At 32.3% G+C, this 15805-nt stretch carries 16 protein-coding genes; 3 read left to right on the top strand and 13 right to left on the bottom strand.

Annotated elements, in window-relative coordinates:
* Positions 1-121 precede the first annotated feature (121 nt).
* The gene (locus ACZIX2_RS11295; protein WP_463340193.1) at positions 122-862 is read left to right on the top strand and encodes an acyl-[acyl-carrier-protein] thioesterase; all 741 of its coding nucleotides are present in this window, start codon (positions 122-124) and stop codon (positions 860-862) included.
* Between the two features lie 35 nt (positions 863-897).
* Here ACZIX2_RS11295 and ACZIX2_RS11290 read toward each other — a convergent pair whose 3' ends face one another.
* From ACZIX2_RS11290 to ACZIX2_RS11230, 13 genes are all read right to left on the bottom strand, one after another.
* Positions 898-1614 carry a response regulator transcription factor gene (locus ACZIX2_RS11290; protein WP_463340192.1) on the bottom strand — a complete coding sequence of 239 codons (717 nt, stop codon included), beginning with the start codon at positions 1612-1614 and terminating at the stop codon, positions 898-900.
* 3 nt (positions 1615-1617) lie between these two features.
* Positions 1618-3201 carry a sensor histidine kinase gene (locus ACZIX2_RS11285; RefSeq protein WP_463340191.1) on the bottom strand — a complete coding sequence of 528 codons (1584 nt, stop codon included), beginning with the start codon at positions 3199-3201 and terminating at the stop codon, positions 1618-1620.
* A gap of 79 nt (positions 3202-3280) precedes the next feature.
* On the bottom strand, positions 3281-3856 hold the full coding sequence (gene coaE, locus ACZIX2_RS11280; protein ID WP_463340190.1) for a dephospho-CoA kinase: 576 nt from the start codon (positions 3854-3856) through the stop codon (positions 3281-3283).
* Positions 3857-4861: a glycosyltransferase family 2 protein gene (locus ACZIX2_RS11275; protein ID WP_463340189.1), complete on the bottom strand. Its 1005-nt coding sequence runs from the start codon at positions 4859-4861 to the stop codon at positions 3857-3859.
* Positions 4862-4911: 50 nt separating this feature from the next.
* Positions 4912-5718 (bottom strand): enoyl-ACP reductase FabI, encoded by an 807-nt coding sequence (locus ACZIX2_RS11270; RefSeq protein WP_463340188.1) that lies wholly within the window; start codon positions 5716-5718, stop codon positions 4912-4914.
* Between the two features lie 85 nt (positions 5719-5803).
* Positions 5804-6994: an enoyl-ACP reductase FabV gene (gene fabV, locus ACZIX2_RS11265; protein WP_463340187.1), complete on the bottom strand. Its 1191-nt coding sequence runs from the start codon at positions 6992-6994 to the stop codon at positions 5804-5806.
* A 126-nt stretch (positions 6995-7120) separates the two neighbouring features.
* Positions 7121-8773 (bottom strand): DNA repair protein RecN, encoded by a 1653-nt coding sequence (gene recN / locus ACZIX2_RS11260; protein WP_463340186.1) that lies wholly within the window; start codon positions 8771-8773, stop codon positions 7121-7123.
* 48 nt (positions 8774-8821) lie between these two features.
* Entirely contained in the window at positions 8822-9712 is an 891-nt protein-coding gene (porD, locus tag ACZIX2_RS11255; protein ID WP_463340185.1) for a type IX secretion system protein PorD, read from the bottom strand.
* A gap of 60 nt (positions 9713-9772) precedes the next feature.
* Positions 9773-11005: a bifunctional phosphopantothenoylcysteine decarboxylase/phosphopantothenate--cysteine ligase CoaBC gene (gene coaBC / locus ACZIX2_RS11250; protein ID WP_463340184.1), complete on the bottom strand. Its 1233-nt coding sequence runs from the start codon at positions 11003-11005 to the stop codon at positions 9773-9775.
* 12 nt (positions 11006-11017) lie between these two features.
* Positions 11018-11335 (bottom strand): DNA-directed RNA polymerase subunit omega, encoded by a 318-nt coding sequence (locus ACZIX2_RS11245; protein ID WP_463340183.1) that lies wholly within the window; start codon positions 11333-11335, stop codon positions 11018-11020.
* An 8-nt stretch (positions 11336-11343) separates the two neighbouring features.
* Positions 11344-12138 (bottom strand): outer membrane protein assembly factor BamD, encoded by a 795-nt coding sequence (locus tag ACZIX2_RS11240; RefSeq protein ID WP_463340182.1) that lies wholly within the window; start codon positions 12136-12138, stop codon positions 11344-11346.
* A gap of 131 nt (positions 12139-12269) precedes the next feature.
* Positions 12270-13145 (bottom strand): 4-hydroxy-tetrahydrodipicolinate synthase, encoded by an 876-nt coding sequence (gene dapA, locus ACZIX2_RS11235; RefSeq protein ID WP_463340181.1) that lies wholly within the window; start codon positions 13143-13145, stop codon positions 12270-12272.
* A gap of 7 nt (positions 13146-13152) precedes the next feature.
* Positions 13153-13668 (bottom strand): DUF6913 domain-containing protein, encoded by a 516-nt coding sequence (locus tag ACZIX2_RS11230; protein ID WP_463340259.1) that lies wholly within the window; start codon positions 13666-13668, stop codon positions 13153-13155.
* Between the two features lie 47 nt (positions 13669-13715).
* Here ACZIX2_RS11230 and ACZIX2_RS11225 point away from each other — a divergent pair, with 47 nt between their 5' ends.
* Both ACZIX2_RS11225 and ACZIX2_RS11220 read left to right on the top strand, forming a co-directional pair.
* A complete protein-coding gene (locus ACZIX2_RS11225) occupies positions 13716-14495 on the top strand; it encodes a 5'-nucleotidase C-terminal domain-containing protein (protein ID WP_463340180.1) in 780 nt (259 codons plus the stop codon).
* A 43-nt stretch (positions 14496-14538) separates the two neighbouring features.
* The gene (locus tag ACZIX2_RS11220; protein WP_463340179.1) at positions 14539-15456 is read left to right on the top strand and encodes a bifunctional metallophosphatase/5'-nucleotidase; all 918 of its coding nucleotides are present in this window, start codon (positions 14539-14541) and stop codon (positions 15454-15456) included.
* The last annotated feature ends 349 nt before the right edge of the window (positions 15457-15805 follow it).

The following is a 15805-nucleotide window of genomic DNA, read 5'->3' as shown; positions in this document are numbered from 1 at the left end:
CTCGACTGAAAAAATTAACCTTTTAAATCGATTTCTAAGTTTAGGATTACTTACGGGCAAGTTGTTTTTACAACTACCCAAAGATTCACTCCAAATAAAATTTAATACTTATTGCAACACTATGCCAATATCGCCTAATTTCACTTCAATATTTTCAAAAAACTGGGACATTAATTTTACACAATGTGCACCAAATGGCTATCTAAAATACACCGAATTGTGTAATTTACTTCAGTTAACTGCATCAGCTCATTCTGAAATTGGCGGTATTAGCTTTATGGATATGCAAGCCTTTCATCAAGCTTGGGTTTTGAGCCGAATGCGGGTTGAAATCACAGAATTACCAAAATGGGGAGACAAAGTAACTGTTGTTACATGGATTAATTCGCTTGAAAATTCTCGTTCGGTTAGAGCGCTTGAAATGCACTTGAATGGAAAAAAAATAGTAGGATCCGAAACGTTTTGGGCAGTCATCAATACTCAGAAAAGAAGACCTGAGTCCTTAGCTTTACCGCATGACCATTTTGAATTGTTTCCAAACCGAAAAGCCACCGTGCAAACATTTTCTAAAATCAACATCGAACATGAAAAAGAAATAGTGTTTGATAAAACTGTATTTCTATCTGATTTAGATATTGTAAATCACGCCAATAATGTAAAATATTTTGAATGGTGTTTGGATTTGATGGATCCAAAAGTAATTTTAAAACAAAAGATTGATAGTTTTGAAATGAATTTTATCAAAGAACTTTCGCTAAATGATAAAGTCGAGATTCATGAAAACATATCGGATGAGGAAACTATTTTTTCGATAACCAAACAACATAAAGTTTGTTTCGCCTTACAACTTCATCTAAAATAAAAAAGCTTCGATTTACGAAGCTTTTTTATTTCAAATTATGTAGTTTGATTGTTTTTAACCACCAAACGGAATCCTTCACCATGAATGTTTAAGATTTCGACATCTTCGTCTAATTTGAGATATTTTCTCAATTTGGCAATATAAACATCCATACTTCTTGAAGTAAAATAGTTGTCATCTCTCCAAATTTTAGTAAGTGCTAATTCTCTTGGCATCAAATCATTTTCGTGAAGAATTAACATTTTAAGCAATTCGTTTTCTTTTGGAGATAATTTCACAGGTTCTTCGTCTTGGAACGTTAAAAAACGTAATTTAGAATTTAAATGAAACTTACCGATGTTAAATTCAAACTGAACTTGGTCTGGTTTCACCTCTGAAGATTTTCTTTGAATGATGGCTTTTATTTTCATCAATAAAACTTCTGAATCAAAAGGTTTATTCAAATAATCATCAGCGCCTGCTTTATAGCCTTTCATGACATCTTCTTTCATGTTTTTGGCCGTTAAAAAGATGATTGGCACATCAGCGTTTTTCTCGCGAATTTCTTTAGCTAAGGTGTATCCGTCTTTATAAGGCATCATTACATCCAAAATACATAAATCAAAATTATCTTTTTTGAATTTTTCAAAACCTTCCATACCATTTTTTGCCAAGACCACTTCAAAGTCATTTAGCATTAAATAATCTTTTAAAACCGCTCCAAAATTTAAATCGTCTTCTACAAGTAGAATTTTTTTATTTACATTTTCCATAAACTAATTTATTAGTGGTATTTTAATAATAAAGGTACTTCCTTTACCTTTTTCGCTTTCAACATATACTTGACCGTTATGGTCTTCAACTATTTGTTTGACATAGGCTAATCCTAGTCCATGTCCTTTTACATTATGTACATCTCCGGTATGTTCTCTATAAAATTTTTCAAAAACACGTTTCTGCGCTATTTTACTCATTCCTAATCCATTATCTTTAATTTTTATCAAAAGCATATCTTTGATGTTTTCGGTAAAAATTTCAATTTCAGGGGTACCTTGTGTATATTTTATAGCATTTTCTAATATATTCACTATTACGTTTGTAAAATGAAAATCATTCAACAAAACCGTGGTTCTTGAGGCATTATAAAACTTGCGAATGGAACCGCCTCGGTCTTCCAAAATTAGATGTACGTGTTCGATGGCGTCTTCAATGACTTCTTCTGCATTTTTAGATTCTTTTACGATATCTAATTCTTTCTTCTCGAGTTTAGAAATTCTAAGAACATTTTCTACTTGAGCATGCATTCGTTTATTTTCCTCCCGAATCATCCCTAAATATTTATAAACTTTTTCTTTGTCTTCAATAATTTTAGGGTTTTTAATAGCATCTAAAGCTAAATTAATGGTTGCAATAGGTGTTTTAAATTCATGCGTCATATTGTTGATGAAATCGGTTTTAATCTCAGAAATTTGTCGCTGACGAATTAACTGATTCAAAGCCGAAGTATAAGCAATAAGAATAATTAAAGTAAAGATAATTGACAGTACGGTAATACTTACCAATTCTGATAACAAAAACTTTTTCTTATTTGGAAACGTAACAAGCAACTTGTATTTTTCTACTCCTTCATTATCGGTAAAAATTGGAATCGAATAAGTAGCTTCTTCATCAAAAGCAAAATTTTCAGTTCTAATTTTAGTAGCTAATCCATTACTATAAACGCCAAATTCAAAGTGAGTATTTACTCCATTTTCATCTAACTCTTTTTTTATCAATTTGTAAAGAACTTCATTTGAAACTCGCTCTTGTATTGGCATAGCCGAGGCTATATCTTTGTATGAAATTTCAAATTGAGCATTGTCCAAAATATCTAGACTTCCTGATTTCTCAATTTTTATATCAGGGATTAAACTCTTTTGATACTCAGAATTATCAACACTATTGTTGTTGTATACTTCTGTCTTTCTTTTTGAATTAAAATTTTTAAACTTTAAATCATCTTTATTTCCTGACGAAAAAGAAGGATTTAATCCATAATCCTCAGAAATGATACTATTTGAATAAACGATGGTTTTATTCGTCTTTTTGTTTTTTTGCACTAAGGTAAATTCCATAATATCCTCTCTTTGAGGAATTCTACCCGTACTGTCTTTTAGTTTTGTATAGCGATCATAAAAATTATAAGCTTCTTGCTTTTCTAATTTCTCGGCAACATTTCCTATAACTTGTTTGACATGAAATTTAAATTGTTCGTCATTATTTTTAAAAGAGGAATTAAACCAATACACCTGAACTAGTATAATCCCAATTAGAGACAAACTCATTAAAAGCACTAATAATCTAAAAAACATTTTATTCATGACACAAAATTAACATTTTAACACTATAACAAATAATGTATTAACCAAATATTAACAAAATATCACCAAATTGACGATTCTATAAAAATTTAAGAATTTTAACAATTTGAGCTTTTGTATCTTGGTATTCTATGTTCTCTATCACAAAATCGCTTTTAGGAATACGTTGTGCATCGGTCCATTGTGCAGCCATTCTATTACGTATAGAGGCTATTGTAGCAGCATCTCTTTGCTGAACACGCTCCAACCTGAGATTTTCTGGAGCCGTTACAGTTATGATTTTATCACATTTTTTATCACTGCCACTTTCAAACAATATTGCTGCCTCATAGATTACATAAGGATGATCTTGATGTAGGTTAAGCCAATCATTAAAATGTTTTGCTACTGCAGGATGAACAATAGCATTAAGTTGTTGAAGTTTATCAGGGTCTGAAAATACTATTTCAGCCAATCGCGACCTATTTAAGGATTGTCCATCAAAGATACTATCCCCAAAACATTGGCGTATTGCAGTCAAAATACTATCGTTCTGCATCACCTCTTTGGCAGCATCATCAGCTATATAAACAGGAAAACCAAATTCTTTAAAAATTTTGGCAACGGTAGTTTTTCCACTACCTATTCCTCCTGTCAAACCGATTATTTTTGTCATTTACACTTTAAAGAATAATTCAGGAAATGCCTCCTGAGGCTTTTGTTTTAAAACCAACACTTTGATGTAAGACCATAAAAACCCAGTTCCATAACCCCAAAATTGTTTCCAAACCGCAATAATGGAGTAATAGCCAATTTTAATACTCTTGTTTTGAATTGACGATGTCAAAAATATGATGATAAAATACAAGAAGTACAATTGCAATACAAAATCGAATTTTTGACTAAAAAGATACAACAAAATAGCAACTACAAACCCAACTGTAAAAAATGTAGGAAAAAAATAAGTGATTTTATTGTATTTGGGATACCAACTATTTAATATTGGTCTAGCCTTTCCAAATTTACTCACTTGAATACTGAATTTATCCCAATCTATTCTACGTTTATGATATACATAAGCTTTCGGAATCAATTTTGTCTCAAAACCAAGTTCCCACAATCGAATAGACAAATCCGGGTCTTCACCTGGGTGAATATTTCCAAATCCTTTAGAAGCTTCAAAAGCTTTTCTTGACAACCCCATATTAAAACTTCTAGGTTGAAATTTGTCAATTTTCTCAGAACCGCCTCTTATACCACCAGTAGTTAAAAAAGAAGTCATGGCAAAATTTATCGCCTTTTGAATATCGGAAAAACTATCTAAAGCACTATCTGGACCACCAAAACAATCCACATAGTGTTCATTTAAAGAAGCTTCTACTTCATTTAAATAATTAGAAGGAATAATACAATCAGAATCAAAAATGATGAAATAATTCCCTCTAGCTTTTGTCATTCCATAGTTTCTGGAATCTCCAGGTCCTGAATTTGCTTTATAATAATACGAAATATTCAAAGAGTGAGCATATTTCTCCAATACTTCTTGACACCTTACTGTTGATCCATCCTCTACGATTACAACTTCAAACACATCGTGATATTGTACTTTTGATAAACTCAATAACAATTCATCAATTTCATCAGGCCGGTTATAAACAGGAATTATTAAAGAAAAAAACATAAATTTTAAACAATAAGTATTAAAAATAAATTAAAAAGCAAAGATAACATTTATTCAAACATTTCCATTATTTCTTGACTGACACCCACACTAGAAAATCCGCCATCATGCATTAAATTTTGCATCGTTACTTTGCGTGTTAAATCCGAAAAAAGTGTTACAGCATAATTAGCGCATTCCAAAGCTGTAGCATTGCCTAATGGAGCCATTTTTTCAGAATAAGCAATAAAACCTTTAAAACCTTTCACCCCGTGCCCTGCTTTAGTAGCTGTTGGCGATTGTGAAATAGTATTGACTCTTACTTTTGATTTCTTACCAAAAAAGTAACCAAAACTTCTAGCGATAGACTCCAAGAATGCTTTGTTATCAGCCATATCGTTATAATCAGGAAACACCCGTTCCGCTGCCATATAACTCAATGCCACTATACTTCCCCATTCGTTCATCGCTTCTTTTTGATATAAAACCTGAAGTACTTTATGAAAGGAAACTGCTGACACATCCCAACCTTTTGTAGTAAAATCATAATTTTGGTTAGTATAATGATTCCCTTTGCGCACATTCACGGACATTCCAATAGAATGCAATACAAAATCAATTTTACCACCTAAAACTTTGAGAGACTCATCTACCAAATTCTCCAAATCCGAAACAGAAGTTGCATCTGCAGGGATAATCATAGCGCCAGTTTTCTTGGCCAAGTCTTCAATATTCCCCATTCTAATAGAAGCGGGTGCATTCGACAAAACAAAAATCCCTCCCTCTTCATGAACTCTTTCGGCGGTTTTCCAAGCTATGGAATTCTCATCCAAAGCCCCAAAGATAATTCCTCTTTTTCCTTTCAGTAAATTATACATACGTTCATTTTTTGATATAAAAAAAACACCTTACTTGCATTTTAAATGAATAAAACAAAAATAAGGTGTTTCAAAAATAAATTCTTTATACTATACTCGGCACATTGACCAATTCATTAGCTTCTGCTTGGTAATCTACTCCTTCACATTTAAACCCGAATAAATTATAAAAATCTTGTCGGTATCCTTCTAAATCAGCAATTTCGGATAAATTTTCAGTTGTAGCTTGCGGCCATAAATTGGAAATAAACTCTTGTACATCTACTCTCATTTCCCAATCATCTATACGGATACGACCTTGTTCGTCTGTTGCTATACCATTTGCTGAATACAAACGCTCACTGTACAAACGTTGAATTTGTTCAATACAACCTTCATGAATCCCTTTTTCTTTCATGATTTTGTACAATAACGAAATGTACAAAGGAATAACCGGAATAGCCGAACTTGCTTGAGTAACTAGAGCTTTATTCACAGAAACATAGGCTTTACCATTAATATCTTTTAAACTATCGGCAATTGTAAAAGCGGTTGCTTCTAAATGATCCTTTGCTCGACCAATTGTTCCTTTTCTATATACAGCTTCCGTCAATGCAGGCCCAATATAAGAATACGCTACAGTCATTGCACCATCAGCCAATAAATTTTTAGCTTTAAGCGCTTCGATCCACATAGCCCAATCTTCACCTCCCATTACTGCAACTGTATTTTCAATATCATCGCCATCGCAAGGTTGAATGGAAATTTCAGTCACTTTACCCGAATGAAAATCTACGGTCTTATTAGTGTAAACACCTCCAATAGGTTTTAATGTAGAACGATGCAATACACCTGTTACTGGGTGCAAACGAACTGGAGAAGCTAAACTATAAATCACTAAGTCAACTTGACCTAAATCTTTTTTAATTAAATCTATAGTTTGTTGTTTTACTTCATTTGAAAACGCATCGCCATTGATACTTTTAGCATACAAACCAGCTTTATGTGCTTCTTTTTCAAAAGCAGCTGCATTGTACCACCCTGGTGAAGCTGTTTTTCCAGCCTCGGCTGGTTTTTCAAAAAACACCCCTATAGTTGCGGCATCAGAACCAAAAGCACTAGTAATTCTTGAGGCCAAACCAAAACCTGTTGAAGCACCTACCACAAGTACTTTTTTCGCACCTTCAATTTTACCTTTGGATTTGATGTATTCAATTTGATTTTTTACATTTTGCTCGCATCCTTCTGGGTGAGAAGTCAAACAAATAAACCCTCGCATTCTTGGCTCTATAATCATAGTATTGTAATTTCTTTAATTAACTAAATATTTTACTTGATAACACTATCAGTAATTACTTTTGATTTAACATTCTTTTTCTTGAAACAAACAAGCTAAAAAGCGCAGCAAATATAGCCTATTTTTTTAGTTGAGCAAGGCTTTAGCATGATTTAAAGCGGATTCAGAAATAGAAGTTCCTGATAACATTTGCGCAATTTCAACCACCCTTTGTTCTGTATTTAACAACTTTAATTCTGAAGTAGTGACTTCGCCACTTGTAGTTTTGGCCACTTTAAAATGTGTATCCCCTTTGGCTGCAATTTGAGGCAAATGAGTAATGGCAAAAACTTGCATTTCTGTACTCATCTGCTTCATGATTTCACCCATTTTCATAGCTATTTCACCAGAAACACCTGTATCAATTTCATCAAAAATTAAAGTAGGTAATTTTGAATATTGAGCCAAAATAGCTTTGACCGCTAACATAATTCTTGACATTTCACCGCCAGAAGCCACTTTTTTCAGTAATCCAAATTCACTTCCTTTATTCGCAGAAAACAAAAATTGCAATTCGTCTTTACCATTAGAATTATACGACGAAGTCAGCTCCAAATCCAATTTAAACCGAACATTAGGCATCCCTAATTTCTCTAAAATTTGAGTCAACTTATCTGTTAAAATCGGAATTGAATCTTTTCTTTTGTTGTGAAGTAATAAAGCCAATGCATCTAATTCATTTTCATGATTTTTAATACTTACTTTTAACGCTTCCATTTCACCATCTAGATTAGTAATAGCCAAAAGTGATTGTTCTAAATCGTTTTGTATGGACAAAAGCTCACTAATAGTGCTAACTTGATGCTTTTTCTGTAAACTATACAGCATTTGCAACTTTTGATTGGTCAACTCAAGCTTTTCAGGATCTACCAAAAGTGAATCTGCTTCTGCTCCAATTTCCGAAGCAATATCATCTACTTCAATAATCACACTGTTGATTCGATCAAAAAGTTCCTGATATTTTGCTCCAAAAGGGGAAATTTTTTGAAGTGCATTTTTAATTTCTTTCAAATGCAAAAGCACCCCCATACTATCATCATTTATAATTACAAACGATTTATCTATTGCCTCTTTTATAGATTCAACATTGTTTAAACGCTCAAAATCTTCTTCTAATACTTCTTGTTCACCTTGGATTAAATGTGCAGCTTTAAGTTCTTCAAATAAAAAACTTTGATAATCTTGCTCTTTTACAACTTCCTGCTGTTTGTGTTGCAATGTGAGTAATTGCGATTTTTCACTGCGATAAACTTTAAGTAATTCTTGAAAACTTTGAAGTTCTAGTTTTGTATCGGCTATTGCATCAATTATTTTAAATTGCATGGCTTCGTCCGATAGTTCCTGTGTTTGATGTTGAGAATGAATATCAATTAAAAACACGCTTAATTCTTGCAATTCTTGAAGATTTACAGGACTATCATTTATAAACGCTCTAGATTTTCCTGAAGGCAAAATTTCTCTTCGAATTATGGTTTCATCTTCGTAATCCAGATCATTTTGCTCAAAAAAAGCATGAAGATTATATTTAGAGATAGAAAATTGCGCTTCGATAATACATTTTTCCTCCGTATTTTTTAAGGAAGACAAATCGGCTCTTTTTCCCAAAACCAAACCTAAAGCACCGAGAATAATAGACTTACCAGCACCAGTTTCTCCTGTAATTATTGAAAAACCATCCGTAAAATCTATAGTCAATTGATCAATTAAAGCAAAATTTTTAATAGAAAGTGTGGTAATCATGGTAGCGTGATTTGGAAAAGCAACAATTAAAATTTAAAAGGTACAGCATTAAAATTTCATCTGATTCCATTTACTAGAATTCATTGGTGAAATTTTGTTTAAGACATCTACTAAATCAGATATTGAAATACTGGGACCACCAGAAAAAATAGAAACAATTTCATCGGCTTTAGCATCAAAAAAAACACGTGTCAAAAAAGCGTTAGGTCGAGAAGAATGAATTTTTGATAAATTGAGTAAAGCCAATTTCACCTTTTCCTTACCACTTTTTAGATCACTTGACATAAGATCTAAACCATTGTGATATTCAAACATAGCTTGACGATAGGCCGAGAATGTAGAAGACAACAAATCATTAGTCAAAAAGAAACGGTTTTGAAGCCCATCTGCCTGGCTCCATCCTTTATATCCTCCTTGTTGCGCAACGGTTAATATATTTTGAGCCGTTTCTAAATGTTCATTTCCTCCTGAAACAAGAAAAGAATCTTTGTTTAATCCTAAAATCAAATAACTATAATATGCCAGCATAGACACCAAATTGGACTCAAAAACGGCAGGATTATATATTAAATTTTCAAATTCAACATATTTAAAATTAAAATCTTTCTCATTAAAATTCAACACAGGAGAACTATAGGTAGAATTATAAATTAATCGTGAAGATTGCACTTGAATAGTACCAGAAAATTGATTTGAATTAATAGCCGAAAGCGTAATAAACATCGAACATTTCACCTTCTCATTTTGTTTTAGCGGTTCTCCAGTCCAATCAGTTTTATTAACAAAATCACTAATAGCCGTTTCCAAAGATTTGATAAGCTGTTGATTGGAATTAGTAACTTTCTGCGAATTAATCATAATTGCACAATCCAATTGTTGAGCATTTACAAATAAAATATTCGAGAAAATCAACAATAGAAAGCTAATAGATCTTTGCATAAACTAATGGATTAATATTTTGAACCACCCTAAAACATCAAAAGAAAAAAACACAAATCACTATTCAAAAAAAGGGCGAACTCTTTCTACTATATCGACTGCTACTTCCGACTTTGATTTAAGCTCCATAGGTGTAATTGAAAAATTCTTATCTATAAAGGTAACCTTATTTGTGGATTTTCCAAAACCAGCCCCTTCGTCTTGTAAAGAATTCAAAACTATCAAATCAAGATTTTTCTTTTTAAGTTTATTTTTTGCATTCTCAATCTCATTTTCAGTTTCTAATGCAAAACCCACTAAAATTTGATGCTGCTTTATTGCTCCAAGAGAGGCCAAAATATCTTGTGTTTTCTCTAATTCAATCACAAAATCATTTGTTGATTTTTTAATTTTTTGAGAAGCAACCTCCTTGGGTTTATAATCTGCAACGGCTGCTGCAGCGATAGCCAAATTCATCTCAGGAAACAATTTCACACACACGTCATACATTTCTTGAGCCGAAACTACCGGATAGAGTTGTACAGAAGGGTAAAGCACTTTACATTGAGTAGGTCCCGAAACCAAGTAAACTTCGGCGCCTAAAGCAGCTGCATGATTGGCAATTTCATAACCCATTTTTCCTGAAGAATGGTTCCCAATGAAACGAACAGGATCTATTGCTTCGTAGGTTGGGCCTGCTGTTATTAGAACTTTTTTACCTTTTAATGGCAAACGACTTTCCAAATCATTTTCAATAAAAGCAATGATATTTTCTGGCTCTGCCATTCTTCCTTCTCCTACTAAACCACTTGCTAATTCACCGCTTTCTGCAGGAATCATAGTATTGCCAAAATCCTGTAATTTTTGTAAACTCTGCAAAGTAGAAGGATGTTTATACATATCTAAATCCATTGCAGGAGCAAAATAAACAGGGCATTTAGAAGAAAGATAAACGGCCATAAGTAAATTATCACAGATACCGTTACCCATTTTGGAAAGGGTATTTGCTGTTGCGGGCGCAATCAACATTAAATCTGCCCACAGCCCCAAATCCACATGATTATTCCACATTTCTTTTGCTTCTTCCACAACATCAACATCTGCTGTTTCTTTGTCATAAAAAGTTGAGAAAACGGGTCTTTTAGATAATACAGATAATGTAAGTGGGGTTACAAAATCCTTAGAAGCAGGTGTCATGATCACTTGGACCTCGGCACCTGCTTTGATAAAGAGACGTACTAAATTTGCGGTTTTATAGGCAGCAATCCCACCTGAAATACCAAGTAAAACCTTCTTGCCTTTTAAAACTGACATCAGTACTGTATTTTATTTATTGGTATCTCTGTGATAAATTTTACCATCTAACCACTCTTGAACAGCTAAAGCATGTGGTTTAGGTAGCTTTTCGTAAAATTTAGACACTTCAATTTGTTCTTTGTTTTCAAAAACTTCCTCAAGACTGTCATTATAGGTAGCAAACTCTTCTAACTTCTCAGTCAATTCTTTTTTAATCTCAGAATTGATTTGGTTTGCACGTTTAGCCATAATCGTAATTGCTTCATATACATTACCCGTAGGTTGTTCAATCAAAGTTTTGTTGTAGGTAATTGTATTTACAGGAGCATTTGTCTTTTTTAAATCCATGACTTTTTTTATTTAGTAAATTTTTGTAAATCAGTTTCTATTTTTGCCAACATCTCATTAGCTTTTTCTTTGTACTGTGTATCTTCTTTAAAACGAATAAGTGCCGTATATGCTAATTTTGCAGTTTTTAAACGCTCTTCTTGTTTTTCATATACACTATTAATTGCTAGATTATAAGCAGAATCTAACTTATAATACAAAGCATTTTCTTTATAGGAAGTTCCAGGAAAATCAGCAATAAAATTATCCAAAGCAACCATGGCCGACTTATAATCCATAATAGTATGATAGCCTACAGCATTTTCATACACTTTTTTTTCTATTTTTTCATTCAACAAAGCCATTGTCTTGTTAGCTTCTGGAATGTATTCTGAATTAGGATAATTATCAATAAAGTTTTGCAATTTTTCTATTGCTTTGTGTGTATCCGTTTGATCAATACTGTACACTGGCGAAAGCATTGAATAACATTTTGCCCCTAAAAAAGCAGCTTCTTGTACTTTTTCACTTCTAGGATAACTAGAAGCAAAGCTTTCAAATTGATAACCTGCTAGATAGTATTGTCTTGTTTTATAGTAGGACTGCGCAAACATATAAAACATTTTTTCAGCTTGTGGTTTTCCTCTATATGCCGGTGCTATTTGTTCAAAAAGACGAATTGCTTTAGAATATTTATTTGCATCATATAACTTTTCTGCTAATTCATACTTCACTCCTATATCTTCGGTTTTCAATGCTTTTTGATATTCCCCACAAGAAAATACTACTTGAGCAAGAAGTAATAACGCAATTAATTTCTTCATTTAATTCTATTAAGATTACAATTTAACACCAAAAAGTTAAAAACAAACAAGTTTGGTCGGCAAATTTAGGCAATAATTTAGCGACTACAAAATATATTTTTTATTTAAAAAAAAGCTTACTTTTAAAAAAGCTAAAAGGAGTTGACAAATTGATTAATTCTGGCAGAAAGTTCCGTATCAACATTTACTAAAGGCAAACGAAGGGTGTTCTCTGTTAATTTTAATACTTTAAAAACTTCCTTGATTCCTGCTGGATTACCTTGTTCAAAAATCATATCAATACCATCCATCAGTCGATAATGTATAGCATACGCTTCTTTAACTTTGTTATTAAGCCCAAGTCGGATCATTTCGCTAAACTCTTTAGGAAACCCTTGCCCAATCACCGAAATCACTCCCACACCACCAGCCAATACCAAAGGTAAAGCGGTCATATCATCACCCGAAATCACTAAAAAATCTTTTGGTTTATTTTGAATAATTTTCATTGCCTGTACAATATCACCCGAAGCTTCTTTAATACCAACGATGTTATCAAATTCATTTGCTAAACGAAGCACTGTTGAAGGCAGCATATTACTCGAAGTTCTACCAGGTACATTATACAAAAGTATTGGCAAAGTAGAAGCTTGTGCTATTTCACTAAAATGCTGATAAATACCCTCTTGGGTAGGCTTATTATAATATGGTGAAACTGAAAGTATTGCTGCAAAGGCACTAAAATCTCTAGTCTTCAATTCATTCACAACTTCTAAGGTATTATTACCCCCTACTCCTAAAACCAAAGGAAGCCTTCCATTGTTTACCGTTACAACAGTCTCAATAACCAATTCTTTTTCTTGAGTAGTAAGTGTAGCGTTCTCGGCTGTCGTCCCTAAAACCACTAAATATTCAACACCGTTTTCTACAGAAAAATTAACAATATCTTTCAACGCCTCAACATCTATAGAAAAATCAGTTTTAAACGGTGTAATTAACGCAACTCCTGTACCTATCAATTCTTGCATAAGAAATTCAATTTTTATTAAATAATTTTAAAATACGATTCATTTCGAAAACAAATTCATTGTAATTCTGCAGGTGAGTATGTATCATTATATCATTTAATCGTTTATCAGAAGTATAAAACCCAACTCTAAATTTTGCCTTAGAACACATGGTTAACCACTCTAAGATGGTCTTTTTTCCTTGATAATAATTGATCAATATATCAAATGGCTTTTGAATAAAATCCAATACTACCGGATCCTGAACCTGACCTTTCCAATTTATCTTTTTCCAACTCACATGAGGATACAAAAGAGATGAATTAAAAGTATTCTTCTTTAAAGTTAAAATTGAGATATTATTATCTAAAAAACCAATTTGATTCAATACTTTCCTCAACTCATTAGTTTGAAAAAAAGCACTTTCATCTACTATAATCCCAATCGAGGTTAACTCATTAAAACATGGCATTATAAACGAATGCATGGAGCTATTTTTTAACTTCCTTTTTAAAAAATATTCTTTAAAATGATTAAAAAACATACTACTTTTACCAGATTTCAAAATTAATTAATAAAGACACATTCCTAATGGTAAAATTAAAAAAGTATCTCTGCGTTTTTAGACTTTTTGTTATATTCTTAACATTTTCAACTCTTACATCTTGCTCCACTTCAAATTACCAACTTACCAAAATTGAAGCAAAACGCAACCCCATAAATTCTACCTTACCCAATGTTAGCGATATTGAAACATTTATCAAACCATATCGTGATCACATTAACAAAGACTTAAGTACCGTTTTAGCGTATTGCCCTGAAACATTAGATAAGAATTCTGGGAAATGGCAAACAACCATCGGAAACCTTATGGCGGATATTTGCATATTAAAAGGTAATCCAATTCTTAATTCAAGAGAAAAAAAACAAATTGATATGTGCATTCTTAATCACGGAGGAATTCGTGCTGTACTTCCTAAAGGGGATATTACCGCAAGAGAAGCTTATCAAATTATGCCTTTTGAAAACAGTTTAGTTGTGGTAAGTTTAAAAGGAGAAACAATAATGGAATTGATACATTACTTTATTAAAACACAAAAACCACAACCCTTATCAGGATTAACATTTACTATTGACAAAGACAATCAACCAAAAAACATAGCTATTCAAGGAAAAGCTATCGAATTATCAAAAGTATACAATGTTGCAACCAACGATTATCTTGCAAATGGTGGTGATAATATGTTTTTTTTCCAAAAAGGATTTAAAACTTACGACTTAGATTATAAATTACGAAATGTCCTTATTGATTACTTCAAGGATGTTGATACCATTCCCGTAATCAAAGACACAAGAATCACTGTCGAATAAACAAGAAACTACTAACACATCTTCTAAATAAAAAACACAAAAAATGAAAAGAAGAGATTTTTTACAAAAAAGTTCAGCTGCTACTACTTTTTTAGCACTACCTAGCTTACCTCTTTTTAGTTTTACAAAACCTGAAATTAAAAAAATCACGATACTACACACCAATGATGTTCATAGTCATATAGACCCATTCCCGTCTGACGATCCCAGAAATGCCAATATGGGTGGCGTTGCACGAAGAGCCGCATTAGTAAATTCCATTAGAAAAGAAAACCCAAATGTTCTTTTGTTAGATGCCGGAGATGTATTCCAAGGCACTCCATATTTTAATTACTATGGAGGAGAATTAGAACTAAAACTAATGAGTATGATGCAGTATGATTTAGCGACTTTAGGAAACCATGATTTCGACAATGGATTGGATGGATTATACACTCAATTGCCAAACGCGAATTTCGACTTTGTGTCTGCGAACTACGATTTTAAAAACACATTACTAGACTCTCACATTAAACCCTATAAGATTTTTGACAAAGAAGGAATTAAAATCGGAGTATTTGGACTTGGGATTGAACTTAAAGGGTTAGTAGATAAAAAAAACTACAAAGAAACCGTTTATCTAAATCCAATTGAAATTGCACAAGAAATGACCAAAATACTTAAAGTCGAAAAGAAATGCGATTTAGTTATTTGTCTATCACATCTAGGTTATGATTACAAAAAAGGGGATGAAAATAAAATATCTGACTTAAAATTAGCTCAACAAACAAAAGATATCGATCTAATTATTGGTGGACATACACATACTTTTTTAGACAAACCTACCATTGTAAAAAACTTAGTTGGGAATGACGTTTTAGTAAACCAAGTTGGTTGCTATGGCTTATACTTAGGACAAATTGATTTCTATTTTGACCGTAACAAAAAAAGCATCTCCCAAGGCAAGGCTATTATAGTGTAAGTTCATTTTATTCTACAAAAAAAGGTTGTTTGAAATCACATTCAAACAACCTTTTTTTTATACTATTATTTTGACAACAGGTACTCATAATATGCAACAAACAATACAGATTTACCATACTAATTGAATACATATAAATAGAGTAAATAATAATTGTAAAAAACAAACCATGACACCTACTAAAAATCCTCATTCCAAAACAATCACCCAATTGAGTTATTCTATATCAACCATTAGCTAAAAACAAATAAACCCTCATAATCAAAGATAAAGGAATTTTAAAGAATCTGAAAAAATTTCAGATTAAAGAAAGACCGCGACATACTCTCCCACAAAATGCAGTACTCCC

The organism is Flavobacterium riviphilum (assembly GCF_055231795.1).
Note: the sequence above shows the minus strand (reverse complement) of the source record. Positions and strands in the feature narration are given on the sequence as shown.

Coding starts and splice junctions, on each gene's coding strand:
- ACZIX2_RS11295 (WP_463340193.1), top strand. CDS start 122: ATGCCAATATCGCCTAATTTCACTTCAATATTTTCAAAAAACTGGGAC.
- ACZIX2_RS11290 (WP_463340192.1), bottom strand. CDS start 1,614: ATGGAAAATGTAAATAAAAAAATTCTACTTGTAGAAGACGATTTAAAT.
- ACZIX2_RS11285 (WP_463340191.1), bottom strand. CDS start 3,201: ATGAATAAAATGTTTTTTAGATTATTAGTGCTTTTAATGAGTTTGTCT.
- coaE (WP_463340190.1), bottom strand. CDS start 3,856: ATGACAAAAATAATCGGTTTGACAGGAGGAATAGGTAGTGGAAAAACT.
- ACZIX2_RS11275 (WP_463340189.1), bottom strand. CDS start 4,861: ATGTTTTTTTCTTTAATAATTCCTGTTTATAACCGGCCTGATGAAATT.
- ACZIX2_RS11270 (WP_463340188.1), bottom strand. CDS start 5,718: ATGTATAATTTACTGAAAGGAAAAAGAGGAATTATCTTTGGGGCTTTG.
- fabV (WP_463340187.1), bottom strand. CDS start 6,994: ATGATTATAGAGCCAAGAATGCGAGGGTTTATTTGTTTGACTTCTCAC.
- recN (WP_463340186.1), bottom strand. CDS start 8,773: ATGATTACCACACTTTCTATTAAAAATTTTGCTTTAATTGATCAATTG.
- porD (WP_463340185.1), bottom strand. CDS start 9,712: ATGCAAAGATCTATTAGCTTTCTATTGTTGATTTTCTCGAATATTTTA.
- coaBC (WP_463340184.1), bottom strand. CDS start 11,005: ATGTCAGTTTTAAAAGGCAAGAAGGTTTTACTTGGTATTTCAGGTGGG.
- ACZIX2_RS11245 (WP_463340183.1), bottom strand. CDS start 11,335: ATGGATTTAAAAAAGACAAATGCTCCTGTAAATACAATTACCTACAAC.
- ACZIX2_RS11240 (WP_463340182.1), bottom strand. CDS start 12,138: ATGAAGAAATTAATTGCGTTATTACTTCTTGCTCAAGTAGTATTTTCT.
- dapA (WP_463340181.1), bottom strand. CDS start 13,145: ATGCAAGAATTGATAGGTACAGGAGTTGCGTTAATTACACCGTTTAAA.
- ACZIX2_RS11230 (WP_463340259.1), bottom strand. CDS start 13,668: ATGTTTTTTAATCATTTTAAAGAATATTTTTTAAAAAGGAAGTTAAAA.
- ACZIX2_RS11225 (WP_463340180.1), top strand. CDS start 13,716: ATGGTAAAATTAAAAAAGTATCTCTGCGTTTTTAGACTTTTTGTTATA.
- ACZIX2_RS11220 (WP_463340179.1), top strand. CDS start 14,539: ATGAAAAGAAGAGATTTTTTACAAAAAAGTTCAGCTGCTACTACTTTT.